8 protein-coding genes and 1 tRNA gene are annotated in these 13,161 nt (G+C 33.8%); 4 read left to right on the top strand and 5 right to left on the bottom strand.

Translation table 11 applies throughout. The annotated features are described in order from the left end of the window. Positions 1-29 precede the first annotated feature (29 nt). Both feoB and F0000_RS02495 read right to left on the bottom strand, forming a co-directional pair. A complete protein-coding gene (gene feoB, locus F0000_RS02500; protein ID WP_149623120.1) occupies positions 30-2,126 on the bottom strand; it encodes a ferrous iron transport protein B in 2,097 nt (698 codons plus the stop codon). A gap of 12 nt (positions 2,127-2,138) precedes the next feature. After that, positions 2,139-2,366, bottom strand: a complete 228-nt coding sequence (locus F0000_RS02495; protein ID WP_149623119.1) for a FeoA family protein — start codon at positions 2,364-2,366, stop codon at positions 2,139-2,141. A 325-nt stretch (positions 2,367-2,691) separates the two neighbouring features. Here F0000_RS02495 and F0000_RS02490 point away from each other — a divergent pair, with 325 nt between their 5' ends. Next, positions 2,692-4,344 (top strand): hypothetical protein, encoded by a 1,653-nt coding sequence (locus F0000_RS02490; protein ID WP_149623118.1) that lies wholly within the window; start codon positions 2,692-2,694, stop codon positions 4,342-4,344. 105 nt (positions 4,345-4,449) lie between these two features. On the opposite strand, the gene F0000_RS02485 is transcribed toward F0000_RS02490, so the two are convergent. Next, complete coding sequence (locus F0000_RS02485; protein ID WP_149623117.1) at positions 4,450-5,133, bottom strand: SCO family protein; 684 nt, start codon at positions 5,131-5,133, stop codon at positions 4,450-4,452. Between the two features lie 167 nt (positions 5,134-5,300). Between F0000_RS02485 and rseP the strand changes: the two genes are divergently transcribed. Together rseP and F0000_RS02475 are read left to right on the top strand one after the other, a co-directional pair. After that, complete coding sequence (rseP, locus tag F0000_RS02480; protein ID WP_149623116.1) at positions 5,301-6,650, top strand: RIP metalloprotease RseP; 1,350 nt, start codon at positions 5,301-5,303, stop codon at positions 6,648-6,650. 252 nt (positions 6,651-6,902) lie between these two features. Beyond that, positions 6,903-6,976: transfer RNA gene (locus F0000_RS02475), tRNA-Asn, on the top strand. A gap of 72 nt (positions 6,977-7,048) precedes the next feature. Here F0000_RS02475 and F0000_RS02470 read toward each other — a convergent pair. After that, complete coding sequence (locus tag F0000_RS02470; RefSeq protein WP_188112001.1) at positions 7,049-8,704, bottom strand: CocE/NonD family hydrolase; 1,656 nt, start codon at positions 8,702-8,704, stop codon at positions 7,049-7,051. Between the two features lie 222 nt (positions 8,705-8,926). Then, complete coding sequence (locus F0000_RS02465; RefSeq protein WP_149623114.1) at positions 8,927-9,898, bottom strand: AraC family transcriptional regulator; 972 nt, start codon at positions 9,896-9,898, stop codon at positions 8,927-8,929. 804 nt (positions 9,899-10,702) lie between these two features. Here F0000_RS02465 and F0000_RS02460 point away from each other — a divergent pair. Further along, positions 10,703-13,156: a T9SS type A sorting domain-containing protein gene (locus F0000_RS02460; protein ID WP_149623113.1), complete on the top strand. Its 2,454-nt coding sequence runs from the start codon at positions 10,703-10,705 to the stop codon at positions 13,154-13,156. The last annotated feature ends 5 nt before the right edge of the window (positions 13,157-13,161 follow it).

Raw genomic sequence — 13,161 nt, 5'->3', positions numbered from 1 at the left:
AGATACTAAAACTTATTCTTTTATTGAATTCATTTTAAAACTTGATATACAATCAATGCTATGCCATATGCCAGTCCACTCATAAATATAAGTTGCGCCATTGGCCATTTCCAGCTATTGGTTTCGCGTTTTACAATAGCCAGCGTACTCATACATTGCATCGCAAAAGCATAAAACAGCAATAATGATATCCCACTGGCAAGATTAAACAAGGGACCTCCGGTAACCGTATTGACCTCTGCCTTCATCCTGTTTTTTATAGTTTCTTCTTCATCACTACCCACACTATAAATTGTTGCCAATGTACCTACAAAAACTTCTCTCGCAGCAAAAGAACTGATAATTCCTATTCCTATTTTCCAATCATACCCCAAAGGAGCTACAATCGGTTCAATAGCTTTTCCCGCATATCCAATAAAAGAATATTCTAATTTATGAGAAGCTATTTTTTGATCTAACTCTTCTCCTGACAAGTTGGTGTATTTTTCTGTAACGATCTGCGCTGCATTACTGAATTTATCATTAGGACCAAAACTTGCTAAAACCCATAATACAATAGAAATAGCTAAGATTATTTTCCCTGCACCTAATACAAATGCCTTTGTTTTCTCAATTACATTTATAACTACATTTTTTAGTAATGGTAGTTTATATCCTGGCATTTCGATTACAAAATAGGTCTTACTTTTGATCTTTAATATTTTATTAAGTATCCAGGCAGAACCTACTGCCGTTCCAAATCCCAAAAAATACAACAACATTAGCGTAAGGCTTTGATAACTAAATATCCATCCCACTTTTTCATTAGGAATTACGAGGGAAATAATAATCAAATAAACAGGAAGTCTTGCTGAGCAGGTAGTAAAAGGAACTACCAAAATAGTAATCAGACGTTCTTTCCAGTTCTCAATATTTCTGGTAGCCATCACAGCAGGTATGGCACAAGCTGTTCCAGAAACTAACGGAACCACACTCTTCCCGCTTAGTCCGAATCTTCTCATCACCCGATCCATAAGAAACACTACCCTGCTCATATAGCCACTTTCTTCCAGAATAGATATAAAAAGAAACAAAAACGCAATCTGAGGGATAAAAATGACAATACCTCCCAAACCAGGAATAATACCTTCGGTAATCAGATCCACAAATGGACCTGATGGGAGTCCGGATTTGGTTACTTCACTAAGCCAGGCAAAGCCTTCATCAATAAGATCCATCGGATAAGATGACCAATCATAAATAGCCTGAAAAATAAATAATAATATCGCAAAAAAGATAAAGTACCCCCAGAACTTATGAGTTAATACCCTATCCAATCTGGCACGCATACCAGTAGCTGCTTTTTCATCAATTATCAATCCTTTTTTTAATACTCCATTGATAAATTGATACCGCTTGATGGTTTCCTTTTGCTGAAAACGCTTTAATTCACTTTCTGATTTTATCTCAAAATCAGGAGTAATAGAAGATTTCTTCTTATCAACCTTCCTGAAATTTACATCTTGAGTAATCACTAACCAAAGTTTATACAATGATTGCTTAGGAAATGCTTTTTGAAGTCTGTTAAAATACTCTGGGGCAAAAGTTAATGCATTAACACAAGGTTTTGTTGACAATGAGCCATATGCAACTATTAATTTTTTGAGCTCATCAATACCTTGATTTTTTCTTGCACTGATTAATGCTATTTTAGTATTTAATTCTTTTTCTAATAGAGGGATATCTAATGAAATTCCACTACTACGCATACGATCCGCCATATTAATGACTAAAATCGTTGGGATTTCTAAATCTTTTATCTGCGTAAAAAGTAATAAATTTCTTTTAAGATTTTCCACATCACTAACGACTACGGCTACATCAGGAAAATCTTTATCTTTTTTGTTGAGTAAAATCTCAATCACTACATTTTCATCAAGAGAAGAAGCATTAAGACTATAAGTTCCAGGTAAATCAAGAATATGTGCCTTCACTCCTCTGGGTAGTTTACAAATACCTTCTTTTTTTTCTACGGTAATACCGGGATAATTTCCTACCTGTTGATTAAGACCGGTAAGCAAATTAAAAACAGACGTTTTACCTGTATTGGGGTTTCCTATAAGTGAAACTTTAATTTGCTTAGCCATAAAAAAACGCTGTTATATAATTTCGACTTCTATTTGAGCTGCCATCTCTCTACGAATCGCCAGATGACTCCCATTGATAGTAAGATACATAGGACATTGAAAAGGAGCTGTTTGTATTAATTCTACCTCATTCCCAGGCAAACACCCCATTTCTAATAACTTTAGTGGAATAATTTCTGATGTTATTTCTTTAATCAAGGCACGTTGCCCCTTTTTTAAGTTTGCAATTGTAATCTTCAAGTCTTTATTTAGATTAATTTTAAACAAGGCAAAAGTAAGTGAAAATTATCTATTGGAAAAGCTAAATTCTTAAAATCGCTCTCAGAGCTCATTTCTTTTTAAGTATTTGTATCAATAGTATTATGATATAAAAACCATAGTTCTTTACCCCCATATATAACAGGGATAACACCTAATATCTGTCTGGAAATTTTGAATTTCAAAGATTTCGGACTCTTTCAATGTACTACGCTGTAGTTTTGACTTATCTAAATTTAGAATCAGGCGGAAACTGAAAAGCCTTATATAGAGTAAGTACTTAATAACACTATTTATCCTTACAATCATGAGAAACTTAAAAATCGGCATATGGATGTATTCTCTGGTAATACTTCTAATTTCGTGTGAAAAAACAGAAATTAAAGAACCTACTACCAACTCATTAGAACAGCTTTCTGAAATTTCTGACACAGAAGCCAAAATTATATTAGATAACGGAAACATAATTCGATTTCATAAAATTGATGATGGAGAACTTCAGGGAGCTTTTATCATGGAAGAAAGTGATTGTTCAGAATGTTCTGTTTTAAATACTATTTCTGAACTCACCGGAAAAGAATTTTCTGAACAGGAAGCTTTCTGGGCACTTTCTCAACCAGGAACTCGGATTCCATCCTTTTTAAAAATGAAGAATACTTCTATACATTCCAAAAATATTGAAGAACAAGGATGGGCCAGAAATGCCGGTATGAATTTTCCTATTGAAATTGCAACGCCTCCTTCACGAAGAATAGTTGCATGTAAGAATAGTAATTTTACCAGTTCTATTGCAGGCGGATTTTTAGGAAATCCAGAATTTGTAGAACTGGATAAAACTCCAAATAATTACCAGGGTTTTGTAAATGATTGTGCCAGTCTTTCTCCTTCTGCCTGTAACAAAGGTCCAAGATATCGGCTACACGCAGTCATGAATAATAGTAAAAAGTGGAAAGGAAAAATATGTAGCAAAGCCGTTCAGAACAGTAGTAATGATCATTATATATCCAATGCTCCTACAGGTAGTATCTGTCAGAGTCCACCTTGTAGTGCTTATAGCGGTCCAGAAGTCTATTTTGAATATTACGCTAACAGAAAGTGGAAATCTATGAAAAATCCGTCAGGAATTATTCCTGAAGGTTTCGAAATCCCGGCGAATTCAACCAAAGTATATACCTATTCCTGGAAAACCAATGTAAAAACATCTTTTCGTCTCAGGGTCAAGAATGCCATGGGCAAGGATCAGTTTGATTTTATGATGGATAAAAAAGATGCCGTTGTAGATTCAGGAAATGGTGGTGATACTCCGGATCCGAAGAATTTTCCAGAATTACCACCATATATTGATTTGTCCTATGGAACACTTGGTAGTCAAAACTACCGAATTGTCATAGATTTTACAACGATCATTGATGATAAACCCAAAATCACAATCCCTGTTCAGTTTTTACCTGCACTTCCTTATTATGAAGATGAAGTCATATTCCCAAACAATTTTTGTGGCATGAGAATCAGAAAGGCTGATCGATTTATATGGCTTGATCAAGGTGGACAAGTAGTTAATACATTTCCTTATAATTATGTTCCGGAAAATGGACCAGATGATTCTATTCTGGGACTTTTTGGAAATGAATTTTATTTTGGCGGAATAGAATTCACCGGACCTATAGGCTCTTGTGATGAAGCAAATGAAAACTGGTCTTTTCCATATCCCTTTACTCAAACTAATCCGGTTATGAACGCGCCATTAAAGCTTGTTATTGAATTGCTTCAAGACAGCGAAATTGAGTTTTTGAACTACAATATCCATCCCCAGGAACCTCTCGATGCTGATGAACTGTTTGAAGATGTAGATTTTAATGAGCTTATTGAATTCTTTAATGAAACATTCTATGATGGATTCGAGCAGTGGATAGATGCCGTATGTGAAGAGAATCCAACTGATTGTCCTTTACAGGATTAATAGCAGTTCTTAAGTGAAATCACCATAAACTGTATTAAATTATTTTTAAATTCAGATGAGAATTATATAACACAGTACGGTAAAAAATGAATTCTACCAGATATATTAGTGTGTATTTGGTAGTTTTTCTTCTTTTAAGATTGAAATATCTTCTAATAAGCGTTTGATTTCTTCTTCATTGGTTCCATCATAAAATCCGCGAATACGTTTTTTTTTATCTATCAAAACAAAATTCTCTGTATGGATCATATCATAGGGACCACCATCTCCATCGGACTTAGCCACCATATATGATTTTCTGGCCAGATCATAAATGTGTTTTTTATCACCTGTCACCAGGTTCCATTTATGATCATCTACTCCTTTCTTGAGTGCATATTTTTTTAATTGCGGAACACTGTCGGTTTCAGGAATCACTGTATGCGATAATAATAAAACTTCCTGATCCTCTTTTAACTCGTCCTGGATTTTCTTCATATTCCCTGTCATAATAGGGCAAATTGTCTGACAGGTAGTAAAGAAAAAATCGGCAACATAGATTTTATTTTTATAATCATCTTGTGTTACCTCTTCCCCATTTTGATTCAGTAAGCTAAAATCTGCAATTTTATGATACTTACGAATATGATGCACCGTACTATCGACCAAAGTAGCATCTATTCGGTAGGGCTCATACACCTGCAATATCTTCTTGGGTTTTAGAATAGAATATATAATAGAAATAATAATCACAGAAAGGACAAAAAGAACGATGGCAAAGAATTTGTATCTGGCAAAGAATCTAAACATAACCGAATGTAAATAAGATTACAAAATTACACCGATTATCTTTGATGGAATTGCGGTTTACGCTAAAAAAATACTAAAAGCAACATCTGCATCTCTGATTTCTTTCATAAACTGGTCTAAAAGATTACTTTTGCGTGATTTAATTTTGAAAATAATATACAAGACCTATGAGTCCATTTTTTATAAAAGCCATACAACTATTACTAAGTTTATCCTTTTTAATCGTTCTTCACGAACTGGGACATTTTATTCCTGCGAAACTATTTAAGACAAGAGTAGAAAAATTTTATCTCTTTTTTGACGTAAAATATTCCTTATTTAAGAAAAAAATAGGTGAAACTGTCTATGGAATTGGATGGCTACCTCTGGGAGGTTATGTAAAAATTGCCGGAATGATCGATGAGAGTATGGATAAAGAACAAATGGCGGGACCACCACAACCATGGGAATTCAGATCCAAACCGGCATGGCAACGATTGATCATTATGCTCGGTGGTGTAACGGTTAACTTTATTTTGGCGATTATTATATATGTTGCATTAGCATATGCATATGGAGATGCGTATATCAAAGCAGATAGCCTTAAAGATGGTTTTCACGTAACCAATACAGAAATTGGAGATAAACTTGGTATTAAAACGGGCGATAATATACTTGCCGTAGATGGTAACCCGATAGAAAAATTTGGAAGCTTACCATTAGAAATTATAAATGGCAATGTAATGACAATCCTCAGAAATGGTACTACTTTTGATCAGGAAATTCCGGTAGATTTTATTGCCAAGCTCTTAGAAATGGAAGAAAAAACTTCTTTTCTGGCACCAAGATTTCCATTTATTATTGCTGAAGTTCCTAAAGATTCTCATAACAAGGGGATTAATCTAAATAAGGGAGACGTAATTATTGCAATCAATGGTCAAAAAGTTACGTATCTTGATGAAATCAAAACAATTATTGACCAGAACATAAATAAAACAGTAACCCTTACAGCAAAAAATGGTGCTTCAGAAAAGACTGTTGAAGCCAAAATAAATGAGAATGGTCAAATTGGAGTGATTAGAACCCGTGATTTTGAAGATTTAGAAAAGCGAGGGGTTCTTTCTCTAAAAAAGATAAAATATTCATTTCTGGAATCAATTCCAGCTGGAATTGACAAAGGTGTATCTACACTGGGAAGTTATGTAAAACAGATGAAAAAAATCTTTAATCCTAGTACTGGTGCGTATAAAGGCGTAGGTGGTTTTGGAGCAATTGGAGGTCTTTTTCCTGATTCTTGGAACTGGAGAGCATTCTGGGGTACCACTGCTTTTATCTCTATAATTTTGGCATTTATGAATATTCTGCCGATTCCTGCATTAGATGGAGGGCATGTGATGTTTTTATTGTATGAGATTATAACAGGAAGAAAACCCGGAGATAAATTTATGGAATATGCACAATTAACTGGTTTTATTATACTTATTACATTATTACTATTTGCCAATGGAAATGATCTATATAAATTGATTTTTGGGTAAACTACTCAGCGTAAACCCATGGATATTTATTGGAGAAAAATCGATTTCGAGGCAAGCTCTGGAGCATTTAAATCTCGATTATCGAGTAAAGAATCATAAAAATCAACCTATTTTTTGATTAGAAATGATACTTGAAAATCTTTTAAGTAAAAATTAATAATAAAAAATTAAAAAAATCTTTTTGAGATTGAAAAATTAGTATATATTTGCACTCGCAAAAGAGAAAAACACGATATCTTTGCAAAGATATATTCCTCCTTAGCTCAGTTGGTTAGAGCATCTGACTGTTAATCAGAGGGTCCTTGGTTCGAGCCCAAGAGGAGGAGCAAAAGTCCAACATCAAAATGTTGGACTTTTTTGTTATTATAAGTTATCGAAGTGAGAATTATATAATAAATCTATTTTAAAACAGGAATCTGTAAATACGAATTATATGCTCCTCCTGTATGTATCCTTGTATTTCCTCTGTTTAGAATACCCTTATGTTCTTCCTGAGAGGCTACAATATCATTCCCCTGGATGACTAACAACAATTTTTCTCCTTTAGTAAATCTTACGGTCGTAGGCCATATCTCTACCTCAACGTCTACAATTTCATTGGGAGTTATTTTTTCAACATGATCGTGCGTATGAAATGGAATTTCAGCCGTAGACAAACTAGTATTCAAATCGCGATGTGAGACACGTAACCAGCCCGCTGCTACTTGTCCAGCTGCTTCTGCGGGTCCTTGAAAATACACATGCTCTCCCGCTCCATCTTCTTTTTGAATACCCACAAACAAATCTATATCGTCTGCTATATCAGAACTCACAAATACATGTAATTTTATACTTCCTACAATATCTGTATCTTCTTCAAATGAATGCCTGAATATCACTCTTTGCGTGTCCGTAATTTGCGATGGATCTTCTAGTACGCTGGCATCATAACTTACGGTTTGTGTATCACTTTTTAAATCCTTATCCATTGTCATGGTTTCTGCATCCAGATACATTTTTGTAAGCTTTCTATTTGCTATTGGCCATTCATTAGCTGTCTTAACATCTCCTTTATAATAGGCCTCTCTTAATTCATACCGTATCTTTGCCTGACCAAAAATTCCAGAATCTTCTTCTTTCAAAAATTGATCAAAAAACATTTTTTGTCTGGAGGTAGCATCAGAAGAATAATAATATTCCCATTTTTTTCGGCCGAATAATTCTAACCATTTCTCAGATGATCCTATTTCTCTAAAACCATTGATAGTACCTCTGGTATGTAATCCATGATCCTGAAGACTTACCGCTACATAAGCCGGAACTTTTATTTGTGATAGCGTACTCTTAATATCCAAATCTTTATAAACACTTGCTGTTGCCAGCGGGCTTTGATTTATCTCGCTCTGCAGATCTCTATACCCGGTATTTCCTGGAGAAAGATTTTCTAATATCCTAAAATTAAACCATCCATCAATAAATTTACTGGAAATACCTCCATGATACGTACCATCCCGGTATACATCTGTAAAGCCCTCGTACGGCATCATTGCTTTGAGATGTGGAGGATTCATTGCCGCAACTCTCCATTGTGAAACTCCATAGTATGAAACTCCGGTGATACCAACATTCCCGGAAGACCAGCTTTGTACTCCTCCCCACTCAATAGCATCATAAAAATCTTCTGCTTCTTTTTCTTCCAACAGACTGGTTTTGCCGGGAGATTTGCCAGAGCCTCTGCTATCTACAGCAACCACCACATAACCATTTTTTACCCAATATGCCGGATCCGGAAGCTCAAATGCAGCATATTCTGAAACCTGTATATTACCATCATCAACAGGGTCGTATGCTGCGGGTAAATCATCTTTGCCATAGGGCCCTAAGGTCATAATTACAGGGAATTTACCTTCTGCATCCGGGCGGTATACGTTTGCAAATAATGAGACATTATCCCTCATTTTTATTTTTACATCTTTTTCTACCAACAGAGTATATGCCACATCGGGATCGGGATTAGGCACAGTATCATCAGAAGTATCACAATTACTTAATAGAAAAACAAAAAAAATGAACATTAAAAATTTCGACATCTTTCGTTGCATAAAATTAGCTTTTAGATTCAGGTGGTTTGTTGAACCTGAATTTTGGTTATACATAACAATTTTTATTTTGGGCACCCAAAATAAATTTAACAGTACAAAGCTATATAGATGTCCAATGTCAAAATAGCCCAAAAAGACAATAGAATACTTCAAAAAGCCATATTCTAAAGCTACACTAAAAACTTCTATTGAATTCTATGAATTATAAACCTCACTTGGAAGACAGTTGTATGTTTTTTTAAAGGTTTTAGAAAACTGACTTAGATTAGAATATCCTATTATATATCCTATATCAGAAACAGAATGCTCTTTTTTTTGAAGTAATTCCATAGCTTTTTCCATCTTAAAACTTAAATAATACTGATAAGGACTACTCCCAAAAACATGTTTAAACAACTGCTTAAATTTACTCAAACTCATGCTTGCTTGTTTTGCTAATCTTTCATTAGAGGGTTTTTCTTTCCAATTGTATTCAATCTGTTCTTTTACTTTTAGTAAACTTTCCAGGTCGTTAGCATTAATTTTAATGCTTTTCTTCAATGTAGCACGTGCTTCTATCTTTTTAAAGAAAATTGCCAATAATTGTAACACATTAGCAAACAAAGTCACCTTGTTTAAACTATCTGAAGCTTGGTTAATTTCTTTCAGAATGCGATTACAATTAAAATCTAAATTTTCATATAGGTATATAGGATCTTCTCTATTAAAAAAATGCTGAAGCACTTCATCATCAAGTCCTAATACATTTTGATGTAACCATTTTTTGGAAAAAGTAATATTAAAAATATGTATGGGAATATTCGCAGGTATTACCGATGTTGATTCTGTCATTGAAGATTGCAACATAATACTATAATATGTGAAGCCTACAGATTTTATAACAGCATCTATTTGCTCTTTGATTTCAATACTTGAAAAATAAAAATTAAGGATAAAATAATCATTTGTTTCGGCAGGTTTTCTTATCAGCTTCAGGCTTTCTGCTAGTGTCACATCAATAAAGGTAATTGCCAAACCTTCCTGGATATTAATCACATCTATTGTTCCTTTACCTGATTTCTCCTGTAAGGTTAACTGATTATTTTTTAATTCTGAAAAGGTATTTTTGTGTATAATTTCCTGCCATATTTTAGGACTATTTATACAATATGTTATGTTGTTTATCAAAACCAAGCATTAAATTTGATAGGTAATTTTACACGAAAAAGTATTTCATTACTATCTGATTTCTGTGATATCAAAGATAAAAAATGGTCTTCATTAAAATACAGAATCATTCCCTTAGAATTTAGAATTGTTTTTGTCAATTTAATGACTTTTTTTTGATTGTTAATAACAACTACAGAGAATTCAAATCAACTATTTTTGGAAAACTACCCAGGAATAAATTCATGAGACATATATTGAACTCATCTTGAGTACTGCTTTGACCTACAAAATTTACATGTTGCACGCTAATTTTGTTGGTTTTTTAACCGTATGGCTATGATAAAAAAACCTACTTCATTATAGTCCAAAAACCATACTTTTCGGCTGAAAACCTCTACTCAAGATGAGTTGATTGAAAAAAAATCGATTATCGAGTAAAAAAGGTAATCATTTTATTCTTTTTGCAGCACCAACCCCTGAAAAAATACCCCTTCTTAAGTTAAAAAATCACTAAAAGTAATTTAAAAAAACATAAGGGCTACGATACATTACAATAGTAGCAACTACAGTATTATTTATGATACAAGTAGGGTTTTCAATAATTAGCCTGTTTATTAATAAAACTCTAATACCTGAAATTTATTATGAAAAAGACTATTAAACCTATGCTAAAAAGTATTTTCTTGATTGACATCCTATCAACTACCTCTTTGCAGTACTCCTACCAACGATCTTTATATCAAAACTCCCAGATAAGAAATTAATTACAAGTTTTCTATTCACTGATTCGATATAACAAAAAACTACTAAAACTTAAATTTTATGAGAAAAATTAGCAATTACATCAGAAACCCCATCATCATCGCAAGTATATTTTTATGCGCTAATATGAATTTGATGGGACAAGAAAAAAACAATGTATTATCCAAAGAGGTAATCAAGCAAAAAAGATTAGATTACATAAACCTTTATAAGCAAAAACAGAAAAATAAAAAAACAGAAAAAAGTTCTTCAAATTCAATGCCCTATGGTGTAAACCCTTTTACCAGTTATCTTTCAAAAAATAAAGGAGATACTGGAGAATGGAGAAAATATCTTCAAAAAAAGAGTATATCATTACACAAAAATAGCAACCTCAAAAATAACCCTGTTGTAATAGATGAAATGGAGAATGATAACCAAAGTATCAACAATACTCTGGATACCGCTCAGGAAATCCCAAACTTTGGCAGTGGAGAGAGTAATACAAACCATATTATTATAAACGGTAGTAGTGGAGTCAGAGATGAAGATATTGATTCTCTTTCTGTAGAGGTAGCATCTCATCCAGAAGATAATGGTTCTATACCGCTGGCTCAATTTATTACTTTTGACCCTAACTCAACAGAAGACATACAACTTATCAATTTATCTGGTACTATTGGTGATGGTCCTCACGGAGCTTCTGGATCAGGCAGCGGGGATATTGATATGTACGCAATTATATTAAATAAAGATCAAATCATTCGAATGATAATAGAAACATCTGGGGATCCTTCTGTTTCTACAATGATGCCTATGGTAACAGTGTATAATGAAAATGGAAAAATTGTAGCTTTTGAACGCGCTCTCTTTTTTGCTCCCGAGAGTATTTTACAATTCAAAAGCCCGGAAACAAGTACTTATTATTTTGCCATTTCTTCTGTCGCACAACAATTAGAAGATCCTTTTGACTCTTCTTCTGGTGAGACATCTCCTCCCGGCGAACCACTTGGAGAAGGAACATATACACTTAAAGTTGAAAATTATGGGATACTAGATAAAGATCATTATGCTATGAGTCTTAAAAAAGGAGATGTTCTGGGAGTATCTGTAAACAATGAATTGATTCTTAAACCTAATATTAGTCTATTCTTTCCTGATGGCACACTTCAAATAGGCACAAACTTTGCCAATAATTTTACAAATGCATCCGAATCACCAATCCCTAGAAATGGAAGGGCTAGCTTTACCCATATAGCTCCACAAGATGGAACTTACATTCTTAGAATTGATCAAACTATTGGAGATTACACAACGGGAATAGTCGCCGCAAGACCTGGATATGAAACCAATAACAAAGGATTAAAACAATTTATTTATCTCGATTTTACTGGTGTAGATGATTTTAATCAAAGAGAATTTCATGGGATAACCGATAGTACTCCGGATGAAGAACTAGACAAAATAAGAACGTTATCGCCATTTAAAGATTTTCTGGAAAACTGGGGCATAGAGAACACAAAGTATAACCTGCTTAAAATGGCTTTTAACACAACAGAAGTTGTTAAAGAAAATACTGTAAATGAGGCAAGACTTTCTGCTATTAACCCTGATTTTACTCCGATCATACTGAGTGATTATGGCAGTGAATTTTTAGGAAAGAAAATCCCTGAAATATTAGAATCACTAAAAATACCTTATAGCAGGGTAATTATTGGTGGTACGGTTGAGGAATCAGGATTTGATACCATTGGAATTGCAAATAATGTTGATCCCGGTAATTACGATTTTGAAAATGATGCAGTGGTTTTATTAGATGCACTAAGTAGTACTAATCCAAATGACCAAGGCATTTCTCTTAATTTTACACCACTAGCAGATGGAGTTACTATAGAAGATTTGATACCAGTGGTTGTAGGAAATGTTGTTTCTCATGAATTTGGTCATTATTTAGGAAATTCTCATTGTAACGGTTTTAATGATGAATTAACCTTAATGGATGAAGGAAGTTTTGGGATTTCCAGTTTGACAGGAATTTTTCCTGATAGAGGTGAAAAATTCGGGGATGCGAACACCAGAGATATAGATTTTACTGTTGATCAACACAGTACTCTTGAAGGACTACAAGGAGAATATCTTACCGATGTAAATACTGCTTTTGCCATGGGTTTTACTCCCGGAAACAGGTCTGAAGGAATAGACACCCCAAAAGAAATTGAACAGCTGGAAAAAAATGCACTCAAAGAGCTGTTTAATCAAATTGATAACCTAGACGCATTTGCCTACCCTAACCCACAGAATCATCAGGAAACATCGCACCTGGTCTTCTCTTCTAAAAAAAGCGGACAGGTTTATGTAGACTTATATGATCTGCAAGGTAGAAAGATTGACCAGTTATTTACAGGTACGATTGAAAAAGGAGAGAAAATGCAATTAGAACTGGTACCATCAAAATACAACCTATCCTCTGGAGTATATATCTATAATATTAAAACTCCCGGACAAGAAATTAATTACAAATTTTCTATTCACTGATTCGA

Source organism: Aquimarina sp. RZ0 (assembly GCF_008370685.1).
Taxonomy (GTDB): domain Bacteria; phylum Bacteroidota; class Bacteroidia; order Flavobacteriales; family Flavobacteriaceae; genus Aquimarina.
Note: the sequence above shows the minus strand (reverse complement) of the source record. Positions and strands in the feature narration are given on the sequence as shown.

What these genes read in the sequence shown, in the direction of transcription:
- F0000_RS02460 (WP_149623113.1), top strand. Translation starts at nt 10,703, where the DNA reads ATGAGAAAAATTAGCAATTACATCAGAAACCCCATCATCATCGCAAGT.
- F0000_RS02470 (WP_188112001.1), bottom strand. Translation starts at nt 8,704, where the DNA reads ATGTTCATTTTTTTTGTTTTTCTATTAAGTAATTGTGATACTTCTGAT.
- feoB (WP_149623120.1), bottom strand. Translation starts at nt 2,126, where the DNA reads ATGGCTAAGCAAATTAAAGTTTCACTTATAGGAAACCCCAATACAGGT.
- F0000_RS02485 (WP_149623117.1), bottom strand. Translation starts at nt 5,133, where the DNA reads ATGTTTAGATTCTTTGCCAGATACAAATTCTTTGCCATCGTTCTTTTT.
- rseP (WP_149623116.1), top strand. Translation starts at nt 5,301, where the DNA reads ATGAGTCCATTTTTTATAAAAGCCATACAACTATTACTAAGTTTATCC.
- F0000_RS02490 (WP_149623118.1), top strand. Translation starts at nt 2,692, where the DNA reads ATGAGAAACTTAAAAATCGGCATATGGATGTATTCTCTGGTAATACTT.